The sequence below is a fragment of the Streptomyces sp. NPDC111507 genome, assembly GCF_055638955.1.
In genome coordinates this window covers 171,369-188,550 of the sequence record NZ_JBVKBU010000003.1, presented here as the reverse complement: position 1 = coordinate 188,550, position 17,182 = coordinate 171,369, and the positions used below count along the sequence as shown (strand labels likewise).

General features: G+C 70.7%; 19 protein-coding genes and 1 riboswitch. Of the genes, 13 read left to right on the top strand and 6 right to left on the bottom strand.

The annotated features are described in order from the left end of the window. Positions 1-42 precede the first annotated feature (42 nt). On the top strand, positions 43-669 hold the full coding sequence (locus tag ACZ7M2_RS13610) for a MerR family transcriptional regulator (RefSeq protein WP_471596004.1): 627 nt from the start codon (positions 43-45) through the stop codon (positions 667-669). Between the two features lie 76 nt (positions 670-745). On the opposite strand, the gene ACZ7M2_RS13605 is transcribed toward ACZ7M2_RS13610, so the two are convergent. Further along, positions 746-1,219: a hypothetical protein gene (locus ACZ7M2_RS13605; protein WP_143687743.1), complete on the bottom strand. Its 474-nt coding sequence runs from the start codon at positions 1,217-1,219 to the stop codon at positions 746-748. Between the two features lie 320 nt (positions 1,220-1,539). Between ACZ7M2_RS13605 and ACZ7M2_RS13600 the strand changes: the two genes are divergently transcribed. Both ACZ7M2_RS13600 and ACZ7M2_RS13595 read left to right on the top strand, forming a co-directional pair. Next, the gene (locus ACZ7M2_RS13600; protein WP_471595373.1) at positions 1,540-2,424 is read left to right on the top strand and encodes a dioxygenase family protein; all 885 of its coding nucleotides are present in this window, start codon (positions 1,540-1,542) and stop codon (positions 2,422-2,424) included. A 55-nt stretch (positions 2,425-2,479) separates the two neighbouring features. After that, entirely contained in the window at positions 2,480-3,274 is a 795-nt protein-coding gene (locus ACZ7M2_RS13595; RefSeq protein ID WP_471595372.1) for a maleylpyruvate isomerase family mycothiol-dependent enzyme, read from the top strand. 24 nt (positions 3,275-3,298) lie between these two features. On the opposite strand, the gene ACZ7M2_RS13590 is transcribed toward ACZ7M2_RS13595, so the two are convergent. Further along, complete coding sequence (locus ACZ7M2_RS13590) at positions 3,299-3,844, bottom strand: MarR family winged helix-turn-helix transcriptional regulator (RefSeq protein ID WP_471595371.1); 546 nt, start codon at positions 3,842-3,844, stop codon at positions 3,299-3,301. 156 nt (positions 3,845-4,000) lie between these two features. On the opposite strand from ACZ7M2_RS13590, the gene ACZ7M2_RS13585 reads away from it, so the two are divergent. Continuing rightward, the gene (locus tag ACZ7M2_RS13585; protein ID WP_471595370.1) at positions 4,001-4,516 is read left to right on the top strand and encodes a YceI family protein; all 516 of its coding nucleotides are present in this window, start codon (positions 4,001-4,003) and stop codon (positions 4,514-4,516) included. A 65-nt stretch (positions 4,517-4,581) separates the two neighbouring features. Here the strand turns inward: ACZ7M2_RS13585 and ACZ7M2_RS13580 are convergent, their stop codons facing one another. Next, entirely contained in the window at positions 4,582-5,271 is a 690-nt protein-coding gene (locus ACZ7M2_RS13580; protein WP_471595369.1) for a glutathione S-transferase C-terminal domain-containing protein, read from the bottom strand. Between the two features lie 237 nt (positions 5,272-5,508). Next, positions 5,509-5,583 (bottom strand): putative leader peptide, encoded by a 75-nt coding sequence (locus tag ACZ7M2_RS13575; protein WP_351299548.1) that lies wholly within the window; start codon positions 5,581-5,583, stop codon positions 5,509-5,511. Between the two features lie 36 nt (positions 5,584-5,619). Further along, positions 5,620-5,766: riboswitch (SAM riboswitch) on the bottom strand. Positions 5,767-6,234: 468 nt separating this feature from the next. On the opposite strand from ACZ7M2_RS13575, the gene ACZ7M2_RS13570 reads away from it, so the two are divergent. The 8 genes from ACZ7M2_RS13570 to ACZ7M2_RS13535 all read left to right on the top strand — a co-directional run bounded on the left by ACZ7M2_RS13570 (position 6,235) and on the right by ACZ7M2_RS13535 (position 14,359). Beyond that, positions 6,235-7,200 carry an amino acid ABC transporter permease gene (locus ACZ7M2_RS13570; protein ID WP_471595368.1) on the top strand — a complete coding sequence of 322 codons (966 nt, stop codon included), beginning with the start codon at positions 6,235-6,237 and terminating at the stop codon, positions 7,198-7,200. Continuing rightward, a complete protein-coding gene (locus tag ACZ7M2_RS13565; RefSeq protein ID WP_471595367.1) occupies positions 7,197-8,021 on the top strand; it encodes an amino acid ABC transporter ATP-binding protein in 825 nt (274 codons plus the stop codon). The genes ACZ7M2_RS13570 and ACZ7M2_RS13565 overlap by 4 nt, the downstream gene beginning before the upstream one ends. A gap of 80 nt (positions 8,022-8,101) precedes the next feature. Next, positions 8,102-9,127, top strand: coding sequence for an ABC transporter substrate-binding protein (locus tag ACZ7M2_RS13560; protein WP_471595366.1), 1,026 nt, complete (start codon positions 8,102-8,104; stop codon positions 9,125-9,127). An 83-nt stretch (positions 9,128-9,210) separates the two neighbouring features. Then, positions 9,211-9,378 carry a putative leader peptide gene (locus ACZ7M2_RS13555; protein ID WP_471595365.1) on the top strand — a complete coding sequence of 56 codons (168 nt, stop codon included), beginning with the start codon at positions 9,211-9,213 and terminating at the stop codon, positions 9,376-9,378. 74 nt (positions 9,379-9,452) lie between these two features. Next, on the top strand, positions 9,453-10,688 hold the full coding sequence (locus ACZ7M2_RS13550; protein WP_471595364.1) for an LLM class flavin-dependent oxidoreductase: 1,236 nt from the start codon (positions 9,453-9,455) through the stop codon (positions 10,686-10,688). Between the two features lie 17 nt (positions 10,689-10,705). Continuing rightward, complete coding sequence (locus ACZ7M2_RS13545) at positions 10,706-12,094, top strand: NtaA/DmoA family FMN-dependent monooxygenase (protein ID WP_471595363.1); 1,389 nt, start codon at positions 10,706-10,708, stop codon at positions 12,092-12,094. Beyond that, positions 12,091-13,218 (top strand): LLM class flavin-dependent oxidoreductase, encoded by a 1,128-nt coding sequence (locus ACZ7M2_RS13540; RefSeq protein WP_471595362.1) that lies wholly within the window; start codon positions 12,091-12,093, stop codon positions 13,216-13,218. Before ACZ7M2_RS13545 ends, ACZ7M2_RS13540 begins: the two co-directional genes overlap by 4 nt. A gap of 13 nt (positions 13,219-13,231) precedes the next feature. Beyond that, the gene (locus ACZ7M2_RS13535; RefSeq protein ID WP_471595361.1) at positions 13,232-14,359 is read left to right on the top strand and encodes an LLM class flavin-dependent oxidoreductase; all 1,128 of its coding nucleotides are present in this window, start codon (positions 13,232-13,234) and stop codon (positions 14,357-14,359) included. Between the two features lie 66 nt (positions 14,360-14,425). Here the strand turns inward: ACZ7M2_RS13535 and ACZ7M2_RS13530 are convergent, their stop codons facing one another. After that, positions 14,426-15,241 carry a DUF899 domain-containing protein gene (locus tag ACZ7M2_RS13530; RefSeq protein ID WP_471595360.1) on the bottom strand — a complete coding sequence of 272 codons (816 nt, stop codon included), beginning with the start codon at positions 15,239-15,241 and terminating at the stop codon, positions 14,426-14,428. Positions 15,242-15,745: 504 nt separating this feature from the next. On the opposite strand from ACZ7M2_RS13530, the gene ACZ7M2_RS13525 reads away from it, so the two are divergent. Beyond that, the gene (locus tag ACZ7M2_RS13525) at positions 15,746-16,045 is read left to right on the top strand and encodes a hypothetical protein (protein WP_352044848.1); all 300 of its coding nucleotides are present in this window, start codon (positions 15,746-15,748) and stop codon (positions 16,043-16,045) included. Between the two features lie 147 nt (positions 16,046-16,192). Here the strand turns inward: ACZ7M2_RS13525 and ACZ7M2_RS13520 are convergent, their stop codons facing one another. Then, a complete protein-coding gene (locus ACZ7M2_RS13520) occupies positions 16,193-17,020 on the bottom strand; it encodes an alpha/beta fold hydrolase (RefSeq protein WP_471595359.1) in 828 nt (275 codons plus the stop codon). Positions 17,021-17,182 lie beyond the last annotated feature (162 nt).

The following is a 17,182-nucleotide window of genomic DNA, read 5'->3' as shown; positions in this document are numbered from 1 at the left end:
TAGACAGTGAAGGTATCCAATGACCAGAGCGGAGCCGACCCGATGCGCATGTCCGAGCTGAGCCGCCTCAGTGGCGTCTCCGTCACGACGATCAAGTACTACCTCCGCGAGGGGCTGCTCCCGGCCGGCCGGCAACTGTCGGCGACCCAGGCCGAGTACGACGGGAACCATCTGCGCAGGCTGCGCCTGATCCGCGCGCTGACCGGCGTCCGGGGGCTGTCCGTCGGCACCGTCCGGGAGGTCCTGGGAGCTCTGGTCGGGCACACCGGCGACACTCATCGCCTACTCGGTCTCACCGTCGGTTCGATCGGGCCCGCCGAGGAATCCGCGCAGGACTCCACTGAGCGGGCCGAAGTCGACGCGCTCGTAGAGGAGTTGGGCTGGGACATCCACGAGTCGGCGCCCGCGCGGGCGACTCTGGCCGAGACCCTGGGCTCGCTGCGCGGCCTGGGCGTCCCGCTCGACCGGGGCGCGCTCGTGCCGTACGCCCGGCTGGCCGAACGCACCGCGGCGCTCGACCTCGACCAACTGGACGGAATCGACGACCCGCTGGAACTGGCCGAGCGCGCGCTGCTGCTCACGGTCCTGCTCGAACCCGCGCTGATGGCGCTGCGCCGCATGGCCCAGGAGAACGAGTCGGCGCGGCGCCACGGGGGCGGTCACCGATGAGCGGACGGTCGCCAGGGGGCGGACCGTAAGGTTCGGGTGGCGCTGACCGGGGGCGCCGATCAGGTGGTGGTCGCGATCAGCGCGGGTCTTCCGGGAGGCAGTTGAGAAGTGCGTTCAGGCCGTCATGGTCGAGGACGGAGACGCCCAGGGCCACGGTCATCACGGCCAGCAGATGCACGGCCCCCGGGAGATCCGCGTCGGCGGCGCGGGTCAGGGCCTCCGTGTCGCCCGCCGCCCAGGCCCGGACCGCCTGCCCGAAGGCGAACTCGTAGTGCGGGGGAGCCGCCGTGGCCGCCTGTTCGGCGGCCCGACCCACGTCACGGGCCGCGGGCTGGGCGGTCAGGGTGAGGCGCAGGGTGACGTCCATGACGGCACACAGATAGGTGTACGTGTCGTCGAGGGCGGAATCGTCCAGGGTGTCCAGGGCCGAGGCGACGGTCCGCGCGTCGCCGTCGGTGTACCCGCGCAGCAGGAGCAAAGCGGTGTGCCGGGCGGGGTGGGGGCCGGTGATCCGGTCGTGGGGCGAGGGAACGGAGGGATGGTGCGACACGCGGTGGACTCCTTCGGTGGGCAGCCCGAACTCCGGACGGTCCACCGCTGAGCTGCACCTGACCGTGCTGCACGTGACCGTGGACTCCGGCCGAATCTAGTGAAGCCCGTCGGCCACCGCGTCCAACCGGCGTCCGATCCCGTATACGGAGCTCGGACTACTTCCGATCGCGTACGGCGTCCTCCTTCGGACCTCCGACGCCTCCGTCCGCGGCCGTTTGGTTGACGTCTCCCATGGAGTGACCTAGAGTCAAAGTTGAATGTTCAAGTTAATACCCTGAACCCGCAGGCCGGGGCGCCCTCACTCACGTAAGGACCGGCATGAACTCCCTCCTTGATCCCGAGGTGCCCGCCGGAGCGTACGACCGGTTCCTGATCGACGCGCTGCCGCGAGCCCGGTCCCAGCGCGCGTGGACGCCCGCCGACGGACCGCTTCCCGCTCTGTACCTGAGCCACGGCGCGCCCCCGCTGTTCGACGACGGACCCTGGCTGCGGGAACTGTTCGAGTGGGCCCAGTCCCTGCCGAAGCCGAAGAGCGTCCTGATCGTCTCCGCACACTGGGAGGCGGCACCGCTGAGCCTGTCCGCCCCGGCGGCGCACACCCCGCTCGTCCACGACTTCGGCGGCTTCCATCCGCGTTACTACACGATGACGTACGACACCCCCGACGCGACCGCCCTCGCGCACCGCGTGGCCGGGACCATGCCGGACGGCGAGTCGCTGTACCAGCACCCCTCCCGCGGCCTCGACCACGGAGCCTGGGTGCCGCTGATGGCCATGTACCCCTTGGGTGACATCCCGGTGCTCCAGCTCAGCCTGCCCACCCGCGACCCCGGCCGGCTTCTCGAACTCGGCGCCCGGCTCGGCCCGTTGCGGGAAGAGGGCGTCCTCGTGATCGGCTCGGGCTTCATGACGCACGGGCTGCCCTTCCTCACCCGCGAGATGCTGACGAAGGGCGAAGTGCCGGGCTGGTCCTCGGACTTCGACGCCTGGGTCGCCGACGCGCTCGCCCGCGGCGACGTGGACGAACTCGCGGCCTTCCGGACCAGGGCGCCCGGAATGCCGTACGCCCATCCGACGGTTGACCACTACATCCCGCTGTTCGTCACGCTGGGCGCCGCCCCGAGTGCCGACCGGGCGGTGCGCACCACCGTCGAGGGTTTCATGATGGGCTTCTCCAAGCGGTCCTTCCAGACCGCGGTGTGAACCCTTGAACCCTCCGTACCGACACAAACCGCTGCCACTTCGACGGAGTTGAGACATGAACGACCGTGCCGACCGGACCATCGACGCCCTGCGCGGCGGACACGACTACCTGACCGCCGTGGTGCACGGGCTCGCCACCGCCGACCTCACCCGGCCGTCCGGGGCTTCGGAGTGGGACGTGTCCCAGGTCCTCAGCCACCTGGGCAGCGGCGCGGAGATCGGCCTCGCCTCCCTGGAGGGCGCGCTGCACGGCACCGGGCCCAAGGACGGCGACTTCAACAAGTCGGTGTGGGCGCGCTGGGACGCGATGTCCCCGGTCGAGCGCGCCGAGAGCTTCGTGACCGCCAACGAGGCGCTGGTGCGCGGGTACGAGGCGCTCGACCCGCGGGCCCGTGCCGAACTCCGGGTCGACCTCGGCTTCCTGCCCGCGCCCGTGGACGTCGCGACGGTGGCGGGTCTGCGGCTCGGCGAGTTCACCCACCACACCTGGGACGTCGAGGTGGCCTTCGACCGTACGGCGGTCCTGGCGCCCGCCGCGGTCGAGCCGCTCCTCGACCAGGCCGGACTGCTCATAGGCTTCCTCGGCAAGGTCGAGGCTCTCGACGGGCGGCAGGTTCGGCTCGCGGTCCACACCACCGCTCCCCGGCGCGCGTTCGGGCTCGACCTGGTCGACGCGATCGCGCTCACCGACGAGCCGGCCGAGCCCGACGCCGTCCTGAGCGCACCGGCCGAGTGGTGGCTGCGGCTCGTCACCGGCCGCCACGCCGCCACCCACACCCCGGCCGAGGTGACCCTCAAGGGCGACACCCTCACCCTGGACGACCTGCGACGCGTCTTCCCCGGGTTCTGATCCGCCGGTCCATCCCCTGAGGGGCTACTTCCCCGGCCCCTCGGGGGCCGCATCGCCACCCTCGACCCGCCCGGAGTCCGCACCGGGACACGGCGAGGGTGGCAGCAAGTCATGCAGGGCCTCGTAGCGCTGCGCGCAGGCCGTCTGTGCGATGGCCTGTGAGACGGCGTCGGCCAGCGGGCCCGTGGACTCGCGCAGCAGCCGACGCGCCTTGTCCGTGAGGGCCACCTCGATACCGCGCCGGTCGCCGCACGCCGAGCGCCGTGTGATCAGTCCCGCGTGCTGCAGACACGCCACCTGATAGGTCAGCCGCGTCTTGGGGCGGCCCAGCAGTTCCGCGATCTGAGTCATCCGCAGGCTGGATCCGGGCTGGTCGGCCAGCAGGCACAGCACCAGGAACTCGTCGTGCGAGACGTCGAGGGCGTCTTTGACGCGGGTGCGCAGTTGCTGCTCGATCGCCCCGGCCGCCGCCAGGAGACGCATCCAGGCCCGCAGCGGAGCGGGCAACAGCTCACCGTCGCCCGACGGCTCGCGTTCGGGCAGGTCAGCGGGGGCGGAAGGGTCGGCCATAGTGTCACAGTCTACCGGTTGTCCAAATTTGAAGAACCGGCTAGCGTGGAGTCATCCAAATTTGGATGACTGCATTGTCCCCACAGTCCCCGTGTGCCGCGTGCCCCGTGCGTCGCGCACCCCTGTGCACTGCCCGTAACCGTCTGGAGAACTCTCATGACCGTCGCCGTCGAAACCGGCCTGTGGCAGCTCGACCCCGCCCGTACCACCGTCGCCATCAAGCACAAGACGATGTGGGGCATGGTCACCGTGAAGGGCACCTTCACCGGAGTCGTCGGAGAGGGCGAGGTCCAGCCCGACGGGACCGCCCGCGGCACCATCACCCTGGATGTCGCGTCCCTGGACACGAAGAACGCCAAGCGGGACACGCACCTGCGCTCCGCCGACCTCTTCGACGCCGACCGCCATCCCACGATCACCTTCGCCGTCCGCGACGCCGTCCTCGGTCAGGACGACACCGTGGAGATCAACGGGCAGCTGACCGTGCGCGGCATCAGCCGGCCGCAGCCCGTCACCGGCCGGGTGACCGGGGCGAGCGCCGACACCGTCACGCTCACCGCGGAGTTCACCGTGGACCGCGACCAGTTCGACATGGGCTGGAACCAGATGGGCATGATCCGCGGCCTGACGACCGTCACCGGCACGCTCGTCTTCACCCGCGCCAAGGGCTGAGCCGACGTGGCGCCGGGGCCCGGGCCCTACGGCCCTACCGGCCCCGGCGACCTTGGCGTACGCGCTCAGCGCACCGTGCCGTGGAAGGCCGGGTGGGCGTCGAGCCGACGTACGTAGTCCCGGAGCCGCCCATAGGGGGAGAGGGACTCCGTCGGGCCGAGTTGGGTCAGGGCCACCCAGAGATCGACGTCCGCGGCCGTCAGCTCGTCGCCCAACGCGTAGACGTGCGAGGCGAGTTGCCCGTCCAGCGACTGGAGTGCCGTGGTGCGCGCAAGCGCCCGCGCGGCGAGGGTGACGTCCCGGTCGAGGAGTTCGCGCAAGGCGTCGATGTCCGCGATGAGGGCCGGTGGGTTCAGCCGGGGGAGGCGGGCCTCGCCCTGACAGACCGGCAGTCCGGCGAGGTCACGCAGGATGTCCGGCGTGTGGTTGCTCACGATCCGTCCGCTCCAACGGTCGCACAGCGCGGGCGCGGTGAGCGGACCGTCGTAGTGGTGCCAGGTGGCCTCGTACGCGCCGCGCAGTGCGGCGAACGCCTCGGGTGTCTCGGCGGAAAGCGTCAGCAGCGTGGCGGCGACCGAGTCGTGGAGACCGAGCAGCTCCAGGGTGATCGAGATGCGCAGCGAGCGCGGACAGCCCTCGGCGAGGTACAGCTGATAGCGGTGCGGCGCCGGGTAGAAACCGCCGGCCAGGCCGACGCCGATGCGGCTGCGGATGCGGTGGGGGCGAGGGGCGGCGAGCGAGACTGTCTTGGGCATGACTCTCCAGGCAACGTCGAAGCCCCCGCGACCCGTTGGGCGGCGGTGGCGGAACGGAGTGACTGCGCTGACGTACGAGCCGGTCCGGATCGCGGGACGTGCCTGACCGGACGAAGCGGGTCGGGTGAAGTCCGCTGCGGTGCGGCAGCGCCCTGAAGGGGCGCGGGGAACCGCGCGACCAGCCACGAGGGCGCCGCAGACGATCCACGGCACATCCCGGCACTTCCAGCGGAGCGCTCAGTACGCGCTGGAGACCCGCTGCAGATCGATGTGCAGGCGCCTGGTCAGACCGTTCGTGCTCCTCCTGGCCATTCTCATCGCTCCCGTGTCCGGGGCTCGCGAGAGGCGAGACCACGCTTGCCCCGCCGCGCCGGCGGGACCCGGTCGTCACCCGGGGCACCCCGTCGCGGTGGAAGGGTTGCCTGTCAGCGGGCCGGGGCCGATAACCGCGTCGAACGGGAGGAACCCGCACGACGGGCGCTGACAATCGTGACCGTCCCCGTCAGTCTCGGTGCGGTCCGCTGAGCCGTCAAGAAGGCATATGCGCGGTCTCACCACGTGGTCGTTCCGGCCGGAGCGCGTTGACATTCGTTTGGGGCCGTGCCTAACTTACGCCGCATCGGACCGGATCGATTCCGGTGCGTTCGAGGCCCAGCGGGGCGGAATGGTGACGGTGAACGCGATGTACGCAGCTGACGGGACGACCGCTTCGCGGCGCCACGGCTGCCCAGCCGCCGCACTGTGTCGTAGCTCCCGCGGTGCCCGCTGTCGCTGTCAGGGCTGACCGCTTCCGCCTTCCGCGGCGTTGAACGTCCGCACGGCTCGACCTCCCTCGCCCGCCGCCCCGCCGGCGTGCTGTCGATGAGCCTCTCCTCCCTCCGTACCCCTGACATCCGTCTGTCCCCGCGCGCACCGCCGCCGTACGGGCCGACGGCGGTGTGTCCGCATTCGTTGGAGCCCTCCATGAGTGAATCCCTGGGCTCCGCCGTGCCGTTGAGCACGACGGAGCCCCGCCCGGCCGCGGCACGACGCGTGCTGCCCCTGCGCCACCCCGGCCGCTGGATCGCCTCGGCCGTCGCGCTCGTCGTGGTCGCCCAGATCGTCCACGGGCTGGCGACCAACCCCTTCTTCCAGTGGGACCGGTTCGCGTACTGGTTCCTGCGTCCCACGATCCTCGACGGCCTGCTCATCACCCTCGAAGTGACGCTCTACAGCGCCGTGTTGGGCCTGCTCGGCGGCATCCTGCTCGCCCTGGCCCGACTCTCCAGGAGCCCCGTGCTGCGCGCGGTGAGCTGGGTCTACATCTGGCTGTTCCGCTCGGTGCCGCTCATCGTCGTCCTGCTCTTCCTCTACAACTTCAGCGCGCTCTACAAGACGCTGAGCCTCGGCGTGCCCTTCGGCCCCGCCTTCCTCACCTTCGACGAGTCCCGGCTCGCCACCGACATGGTCGTCGCGGTCGTCGGACTGAGCCTCAACGAGGCGGCGTACGCGGCGGAAGTGGTCCGCGGCGGCATCCTCTCCGTCGACCAGGGCCAGCACGAGGCGGCCTCCGCACTCGGTCTGCCCAAGGGCTACCAGTTCACGAGGATCGTGTTCCCACAGGCGCTGCGCTCCATCACCCCGAACTACGTCAACCAGCTGATCGGCCTGATCAAGGGCACGTCGCTGGTCTTCTACGTCTCGCTGCTCGACCTCTTCGGCTCGGTGCAGAGCATGGGCTCCACCTACCCCGGCGACATCGTGCCGCTGCTGCTGGTCGCCACCGCCTGGTACCTGATCCTCACGAGCGTCGTGTCCGTCGTCCAGTTCTACGTCGAGCGGTACTACTCGCGGGGCGCGCTGCGCTCCCTCCCGCCGACCCCGTTGCAGAAGGTCCGCACCGGTCTGCGTGATCTGCGGGCCCGGGTCCGCAAGGAGGCGGCGACATGACCGGCGAGACGCTCGAGATCCGACCGGCCGCCGTCGAGGTGCGCGATGTCCACAAGTGGTACGGCGCCCAACGCGTGCTGAACGGAGTGGAGTTGACCGTGAGGCCCGGAGAGGTCACCGTGATCCTCGGCCCGTCCGGCTCCGGCAAGTCCACCCTCCTCAGGGTGATCAACCACCTGGAGAAGCCCGAGATCGGCCATGTCAGCCTGAACGGCGAGCTCATCGGCGTACGCCGGCACGGCGACCGAAGGGAGATGGGGGTCCCCCCGGCCGAAGGCTGGGGGAAGCTCAAGGAGCTGAGCGAGCGGGCGATCCTGGCCCAGCGTGGCCGGATCGGGTTCGTCTTCCAGAACTTCAACCTGTTCCCGCATCTGACGGTGCTGGACAACGTGGCGGCCGCGCCGGTGGCGACCCGGCGGCTGAAGCGGCCCGAGGCCAGGGAGCTCGCGCGCACCCTCCTCGACCGTGTCGGTCTGGGCGACAAGGCCGACGCCTATCCACGCCAGTTGTCGGGCGGGCAGCAGCAGCGGGTCGCCATCGCCCGTGCCCTCGCGCTGCGCCCCGGAGTCATCCTCTTCGACGAGCCGACCTCCGCCCTCGACCCCGAGCTGGTCGGCGAGGTGCTCGCCGTCATCAAGGCCCTGGCCACCAGCGGCACCACGCTCGTCATCGTGACCCACGAGATCGGCTTCGCCCGCGAGGTGGCCGACCGGATCGTCTTCCTCGACGAGGGCCGCGTCGTCGAACAGGGCTCGCCCACCGAGGTGTTGGACCACCCGACGCACGCGCGGACCAGGGACTTCCTGAGCAAGGTCCTCTGAACTTCCCGCCCTCCCGCCCCTTCACCCAGCACGCCTTCACCACCTCACGGTTCACTCACGAGCACCGGACAAGGACAGCCATGCGCACCCTCACCCTCCGCGGCAGACTCCTCCGCGGCCTCACCGCCTCCACCGCCGTCGCCGCCCTCGCCGCCGCTCTCGCCGCCTGCGGAGGCGAGAGCGACGCGGCCACCACCTCCGACAGGGCGGCCGCCGGCACCGTCATCGTGGGCGCGCTCTCCAACGGCGCCGCGCGGCAGACCGACCTCAAGGTGTCCGAGGTCAAGTCCATCAGCGCCGAGCTGCCCAAGTCCGTGGCCAAGAGCGGCAAGCTGGTCGTCGGCGTCGGAGCGCTGCCCGCCGGGTTCCCGCCGCTGGCGTACGTCGGTCAGGACCAGAAGACCCTCACCGGTGCCGAACCCGACCTCGGTCGACTGGTCGCCGCGGTCCTCGGGCTGAAGGCGGAGGTGAAGAACTCGACCTGGGAGAACCTGTTCGTCGGCATCGACAGCGGCAAGGTCGACGTCGCCTTCACGAACGTCACGGACACCGAGGAACGCAAGAAGAAGTACGAGTTCGCCTCCTACCGGCAGGACAACCTCGCCTTCGAGGTGCTGAAGAAGAGCACCTGGAACTTCGCCGGCGACTACGAGAACCTGGCCGGCAAGACCGTCTCCGTGGGCGCCGGAACCAACCAGGAGAAGCTCCTGCTGGAGTGGAAGGCGAAGCTCGCGAAGGAGGGCAAGAAGCTCACCGTCAAGTACTTCCAGGACAACAACAGCGTCTATCTGGCGCTGTCCAGCGGGAAGATCGACGCCTACTTCGGGCCCAACCCCGGTATCTCGTACCACGTCACCCAGACGGCGAGGACGCCCGCCCCGACCCGCAACGCGGGCACGTTCTCCGGCGCGGGCGCGACCCTCCAGGGCCTGATCGCGGCCACCGCGAAGAAGGACAGCGGGCTGGCCAAGCCGGTCGCCGACGCGATCAACCACCTCATCAAGGACGGTCAGTACGCCAAGTGGCTCGCCGCCTGGAACCTCTCCAACGAGGCCGTCAGCACCTCGCGGATCAATCCGCCCGGCCTGCCGCTCGACAACTCCTGACCGCTTCCCGGAGGTCCGACGCCCTCCGGGTGCCCAGCAGGAACAGACGGCGTGGGCGGACCGTTGTATTGAAGGGATTCACGATGTCGGCGCGGCCATGGGTCCGCCGGAACACGAAAGCGGAGGTGAGGGACGTGCGAGTCGGGTCCGCTCACCGCGTCATGGCGCTCGTCCCGCGCCGCCGTGTGCACCTGCACTCCCGGCCGCACATCGATCTCCAGCGCGTGGCCGGCGCGCTCTGTCGTCCCTGACCTGTCACCCCGCCGCCGCGCCCTCCGCGTAGAGGGCCGCGCTCTCGTACGGTCGACCAGGAAGGCACCCCTCCGTGTCCGCATCATCTTCGCTGCCCGTTTCCTCCCCCTCGTCCCCCCCTCTGCACCTCGCCGTCGCACTCGACGGCGCCGGCTGGCACCCGGCCGCCTGGCGCGAGCCGGTGGCCCGCCCCCGTGAGCTGCTTACCGCCGGGTACTGGACGGACCTGGTCACCGAGGCCGAGCGCGGTCTCCTCGACTTCGTGACCATCGAGGACGCCCTCGGACTCCAGTCCTCACATCTCACCGAGCCCGACCGCCGCACCGACCAGGTCCGCGGACGCCTGGACGCCGTCCTGATCGCCGCCCGCGTCGCCCCGCTGACCAGCCACATAGGACTGGTCCCGACCGCCGTCGTCACCCACACCGAGCCCTTCCACATCTCCAAGGCGATCGCCACCCTCGACTACGTCAGCACGGGCCGCGCGGGCGTACGGGTGCAGGTGTCGGCCCGCGCGCACGAAGCCGCGCACTTCGGCCGCCGCACGCTCCCGCCGCTGCGCATCGAGGACCTGGACAGCCCGGCCCTGCGAGAGCTGACCACCGGCCTCTTCGACGAGGCCGCGGACTACGTGGAAGCGGTGCGCCGGCTCTGGGACAGCTGGGAGGACGACGCGGAGATCCGGGACGTCGCCACCGGACGCTTCGTCGACCGCGACAAACTGCACTACATCGACTTCGAGGGCGAGCACTTCAGCGTGAAGGGCCCCTCGATCACCCCCCGCCCGCCGCAGGGCCAGCCGATCGTCAGCGCCCTGGCCCACGCGACCGTCCCCTACCGGCTGGTGGCCCGGGCCGCCGACATCGGATACGTCACCCCGCACGACGCAGGCCAGGCCCGTGCCATCGTCGACGAGATCCGCGCCGAGCGGACGGCGACCGGCCGCGCCGACGAACCCCTGCACCTCTTCGGCGACCTCGTGGTGTTCCTGGACGACGACCCGGCCGCCGCGGCGGCCCGCCGCGAGCGTCTCGACGCCCTGGCCGGATACCCGTACACCAGCGATGCCCGGGTCTTCACCGGCACGCCCACTCAACTGGCCGATCTGCTGCAGGAGTTGGCGGAGTCGGGGCTGTCCGGCTTCCGGCTGCGTCCCGCCGTACTCGGCCACGACCTGCCCGCCGTCACCCGGGGCCTCGTGCCCGAACTCCAGCGCCGGGGCGTCTTCCGGCAGTCGTACGAGTCCGACACCCTGCGTGGGCTGCTCGGCCTCTCCCGCCCCGTCAACCGCTACGCCGCCACCGCCTGAGCCGGAGGGACCCACTCATGAGCAGCACGTCACAGGACAAGCCCCGCAAGCAGATCCACCTCGCGGCGCACTTCCCCGGCGTCAACAACACCACCGTGTGGAGCGCCCCCGGGGCCGGCAGCCACATCGAGTTCAGCTCCTTCGCCCACTTCGCGCGCACCGCCGAGCGCGCCAAGTTCGACTTCCTGTTCCTCGCCGAGGGGCTGCGACTGCGCGAACAGGGCGGCAAGGTCTACGACTTGGACGTCGTCGGCCGCCCCGACACCTTCACGATCCTCACCGCGCTCGCCGCCGTCACCGAACACCTCGGCCTGACCGGCACCATCAACTCCACCTTCAACGAGCCCTACGAGGTGGCCCGCCAGTTCGCCAGCCTCGACCACCTCTCCGACGGCCGCGCCGCCTGGAACGTGGTCACCTCCTGGGACGCCTTCACCGGCGAGAACTTCCGCCGCGGCGGCTTCCTCCCGCAGGAGGAGCGCTACTCACGGGCCGAGGAGTTCCTGACCACGGCGAACGAGCTCTTCGACTCCTGGCACGGGGACGAGATCGTCGCCGACCGGCAGACCGGCACCTTCCTGCGCGACGCGAAGGCCGGAGCCTTTGTTCACCAGGGCCAGCACTTCGACATCCAGGGACAGTTCAACGTACCGCGCAGCCCGCAGGGACGCCCGGTGATCTTCCAGGCGGGAGACTCCGACGAGGGGCGCGAGTTCGCCGCCTCCAGCGCCGACGCGATCTTCAGCCGGTACGCCACCCTCAAGGAGGGCCAGGCGTTCTACACGGACGTCAAGGGACGCCTCGCCCGCTACGGCCGTGAGCGCGACCAACTGCTCATCCTGCCCGCCGCGACCTTCGTCCTCGGCGACACGGACGCCGAGGCGGAGGAGATCTCCCGCGAGGTGCGCCGCCAGCAGGTCAGCGGCGCCACCGCGATCAAGCACCTGGAGTTCGTCTGGAACCGCGACCTGTCCGCGTACGACCCGGAAGGACCCCTGCCCGACATCGACCCGGACCTCGGCGAACACACCATCGCCCGGGGCCGCGCCCAGGTCCGGATGTACCGCGACCCGCTCGCCACCGCCCGCGAGTGGCGGGAGCTCGCGGCCGCCAACAAGTGGTCCATCCGCGATCTGGTCATCGAGACCGGCAACCGGCAGGCCTTCGTCGGCTCCCCGGCCACCGTCGCCGAGACCATCGACTCCTTCGTGCAGGCCGACGCCAGTGACGGCTTCATCCTCGTCCCGCACATCACGCCCGGCGGCCTCGACACCTTCGCCGACACCGTGGTCCCGCTGCTCCAGGAGCGCGGCGTGTACCGCACCGAGTACGAGGGCACGACCCTGCGCGACCACCTCGGCCTCGCCCACCCGGACACCGTGCGCGACGAGCGTGCGGCGTCATGAAATTCCTCGCCATCACCCTGATCGTGCACCGGCCGGACCCGATCACCGGCGTGCGCAAGCCCACGCACGACCGATTCCGCGAGGTCCTCGACAACGCCCTGCTCGCCGAGGAGTTGGGCTTCGACGGCTTCGGCGTGGGGGAGCGGCACGAGCGGCCGTTCATCTCGTCCTCGCCGCCCGTCGTGCTCAGCCATGTCGCCGCGCTCACCCAGCGCATCCGGCTGTTCACGGCCGTGACGACGCTCAGCCTGCTCGACCCGGTACGCGCGTACGAGGACTACGCGACCCTCGACCACCTCTCCGACGGTCGCCTGGAGCTGATCATCGGCAAGGGCAACGGCACCGCCCAGCGGGACCTGTTCCAGGTCACCCCCGAGGACCAGTGGGACCGCAACGCCGAGAGCTACGAGGTGTTCCGCAAGATCTGGCGCCAGGAGAAGGTGACCGCCGAGAACCGCTTCCGCCCGGACCTCAAGGACGCGGAGGTGTGGCCCCGGCCGTACCAGCAGCCGATCCGGGTCTGGCACGGCAGCGCGACCAGCAAGGAGTCGGTCGACCTGGCCGCCCGCTACGGCGACCCGCTCTTCTCCGCCAACGTCACCAACCCCATAGAGCCCTACGCCGAGTTGATCCGCTACTACCGCGAGCGCTGGGAGCACTACGGCCACGACCCGGCCGGCATCGCGGTGGGCGCGGGCACGGCGGGCCTCTGCACGGCCCGTACGTCGCAGGAGGCGCTGGCCGCGTACCGCCCGGTGTTCGAGGGGAACCTGGCCTTCCAGAAGAGCCTGGGCCTGGAACCGGTCTTCCCGACGCTGGAGGACTTCGTCGAGCGCAGCTCGGCCCTCATCGGCAGCCCCCAGCAGATCATCGACAAGGTGCACCGCTACCACGAGCGGTTCGGACACACGGTGCTGCATCTGCACGCCGACGCGAGCGGTCTCGGCGACACCCAGCACCGCGACTCCCTCGAGCGCTTCCAGTCGGAGGTCGCTCCGGTACTGCGCCGCGAGATCCCCGACCCGCCGTTCGCGTGGGGGCCGGTGCGCGCGACGCCCGAGGCGGGGCCGGAGCCGGTGCCCGCCCCTGCCTCCGCGCCCGCGTCCGTGCCCGCCGACCGCTGAGGAGCCCCCTCCCATGCCCGACATCCCCCTCGGCGTCCTCGACCTCGTCCCGATCTCCTCCGGCTCCACCGCGACCGAGGCCCTGCACAACTCCATCGACCTGGCCCGGCGGGCGGAGCGGTTCGGGTACGCCCGCTACTGGTTCGCCGAACACCACCTCAACCCGGGAGTCGCCGGTACCTCACCTGCGGTGGTCCTCGCCCTGACCGCCTCCGCCACCTCCACGATCCGGCTCGGCTCGGGCGCCGTACAGCTCGGGCACCGCACCGCGCTCTCCACGGTCGAGGAGTTCGGCCTGATCGACGCCCTGCATCCCGGCCGTCTCGACCTGGGCCTCGGCCGCTCCGGCGGGCGCCCGCCGGGAGCGCCCACCGCCCCGCTGCCGACCGCGACCCCCGTGGTCGACGGCCGCGCCCCGAACGGTCTCCGCATCCCGCCCCGGTTCTCCTTCGAGTACCTGCTCGGCTCACCCCGCGTCGCCCTTCAGCGCACGCTGCTCCAACAGCCGCACGCACGGTCGCAGGACTACGGTGAGCAGATCGACGACATCCTCGCCCTGCTCGCGGGGACGTACCGGTCGGCGGACGGCGTCGAGGCGCATGTCGTCCCGGGCGAGGGCGCGGACGTGCAGGTGTGGATCCTGGGCAGCAGCGGCGGGCAGAGCGCCACGGTCGCCGGCCGCAACGGGCTGCGGTTCGCGGCGAACTACCACGTCAGTCCGGGCACGGTGCTGGAGGCGGCGGAGGGCTACCGCGCCGCCTTCCAGCCGTCCGACGTCCTCGACAAGCCGTACGTCAGCGTGTCCGCGGACGTGGTCGTCGCCGAGGACGACGGGACCGCGCGCGAACTCGCCACCGGATACGGCCTCTGGGTCCGCAGCATCCGTACCGCCGAGGGCGCCGTCGAGTTCCCCACGCCCGAGGAGGCCCGCGCCCACGTGTGGAGCGACACGGACCGGGCGCTGGTCGCGGATCGCGTCGAGACCCGGTTCGTGGGCTCCCCGGGACACGTCGCCGACCAGTTGGAACAGCTCCAGGAGGCCACCGGGGCCGACGAGTTGCTGATCACGACCATCACCCACGGCCATGCGGACCGGGTGCGCTCGTACGAACTGCTGGCCGAGGAGTGGCGACGCAGATAACGGTACTGGCCCTCGGACGGCACGTGGACCCGGACTCCTTTCGCCGACGCTGTCGAGGACGTCGCGTCAGTGGTGGTGGCCGTGTCGGCCGAGGGTCTCCACAGGGGTCGCGCCGGGGCGGGTCCACTGCGGCACGGGTCGGCTGGTCGGGCCCCAGGTGGCGTTCCCGTCCGCGTCCGAGCGCCAGTACCAGCAGGCCTGGCGGGCCCCGGACGGGTGCCCCTCGCGGACATCGCCGATCACAGGCCTGCCCTCGGGGTGGTCCTCCCACGTCTCGCCGCGGCCGTAGGGCGTCATGTCGAGCAGGGCGAGGGATCCGTTGACCGGTTCGTTGCCACGGCCCGTCGTGGAGTAGGTGAGGAACACGCGGTCGCCGGCGCGCAGGAAGCAGGTGAGGTAGCCCATGGGGGCGCCGACCGGCCCGTCCACGTCACGCACCGAGTACCAGGGCTGGGTGTAGCCCATGAACTCGACGTAGGAGGCCACCTCGTCCCACCGGCCCGTGGTCAGGACGGCGAACGAGACACCGCGGGCGTTGAGGTAGACGGCGTCCTTCAGGTGCCAGGCCGTGGTGGTGCAGCCCTCGCACTGTCCCTGGTGCGGTGCGCCGTCGTGCCACATGTGCTTGTAGACGACGAGCTCGTCGCGGCCCTGGAACAGGTCCAGGAACGGGACCGGGCCGTCGGGTCCGACGACCTCGACCGTTCCGTCGAGCTCCACCATCGGCAGCCGGCGGCGGGCCGCGGCGATGGCGTCGCCCTCGCGGGTATGGGCCTTCTCGCGGACCAGCAGCTCGTCACGGGCGGTCTGCCAGGTGGCCAGGTCGACGACGGGCGGGCGGCCGGGCAGCGCGGTGGTCGGGTCACTCGGCGTGGTCGTCATGGTGTCCTCCGTGGTGTCTCGTGCCGGGCAGCGTTGTAAGACGTCCCACAACGCTCACCAGAAGAGACTCGGGCACCGGCCAGAACTCATCGCGGCGGAGCGCCCTCGGTGCTGACAAGTGTCGCGACTGATCAAGGTGTCGGGGTGGGTGTCGCCCAGCAAGGCCGGCGGCAGACAGCCCAGTTCCTCGGCCAGGGCTTCGGCATGGCGGCGCTGCTCCGGACCGGGTGACTTTCCCGGCCCGGGAGCAAGGGTGCACAGCAGGTCCGCGGCGGCCCTCGGGGCCGGCGGGCCCAGCGCCATGGTCGGTGCGACGGAGTGCCTGGAGCATCCGGCGCGCAGCCGTCAGATAGCGTACGAGGCTTTCCGCAGGCGCCGGTACGCCTCTGCGCGCTCTGTCCGGCGAGGCCCGCGGGGTGGAACGATTTCAGTGCTGGTACCGGCAGCGAGTGGAGGCCGGGCCGCGAACCGCGTGTGGCACTACGAGCAGCAAGGGGGCTGGGCATGGCTGTGGTGATGTCGATGCATTGGGCAGGGGTCACGCCGGAGCAGTACGACATGGTGCGGGATGTGGTCGGTTGGGAGGAGATCCCGGCGGCTGGTGGCCAGGTGCACGTGGCCTGGTTCGATGCCCAGGGGTTCCATGTGACCGATGTGTGGGAATCCCAGCAGGCATTCGAGATCTTCTTCGCCGAACGGCTCGCACCCGCGATCCAGAAGGCCGGCATCGCCGGTACACCCGAGACAGGCTTCAGTCCGCTCCACCGGCGTTTCATCGCCGCTGACGTCAGTGGTGCGGCATAGGGACAGGACGAACACCGATTCGGCTGCGAAGCCGTGCCTGCCGCACGCCGGGCTTGGAGCTCCGGCGTGCGGCAGGCAGGCAAGCAGAGGGGGCGGGGCGGGCCGGAGTACGAGACGGTCAAGCCGAAGCGTCGGAGTACGAGACGGTCAAGCCGAAGCGTCGGGCTTGACGATCGTGCTGACGAAGTCGCCGATGGCTCCGAGGGTGCGTCCCATCTGCTCGATCTGCGGGAAGTGCCCGGCGTCGGAGATCGGGGCGAAGTGCCCGTTGGGGAAGGAGTCGGCGTAGCCACGCCCGTACTTCAGGGGCGCTATGCCGTCCTCCTCGCCCCAGACCACCAGCACCGGCACGGTCACCCGGTGCAGTCGGCCACGCAGCTTCGGGTCGTACGTGAACCCCTCGCCCCCGTACACGGCGAGGGTCTTCTGGTTGGCGACCGCCGCGGCCCGCTGCGCCTCGCTGAACGAGGTGAAGTCGGGGCGGAACCGCGCGTTGGCGAAGGACAACTGGCTCACCTCGGCCGGGGCCAGGGTGCGCGGGTCGACGACCCGGTTCTCCTTCATGTGGGCGTGGATGCCCACCGCGTTCAGCAGGGTCAGCGCGCCGATCCGGCCGTGGTTGTCGCGCAGGGCCATCTCGGCGGCGATCCAGCCGCCGATGGAGTTGCCGACCACCATGACGCCCTTCAGGTCCAGGGCGTCGAGCAGATCCAGGTACGCGACGGCCAGGTCGGCGACGGTGTCGAACCGCTCCGGGCGGGGAGTGCCGTCGAAGCCGGGGTGGGTCGGCGTGACGACGTACACGTGCTCGGACAGTGCGGACGAGATGCCGGCCACCGTGCGTGGGCCGGCACCGCCGTGCAGCATCAGCACGCCGGTGCCCTCGGTGTTCTCGCCGTACTCCTCGACATTGACGGACAGTCCGCCGGTCAGCTCGATGGTGCGGGAGGTGGGGACGGAGGCAGGGGTGGTCATGGGGAGGTCCTTGTCATCGCGTGGTGAGAGTTGACTCTCATGAAATTAGAGGGTTCGCTCTCTTCATGCAAGTGAACTCTCATGACGAGACTCCATGAGTGCGGAAGCCCCGACCCTGGCCGCCATCGCTCCCACGCCGTGAGGGCTCGTCGCCTGCTGCAT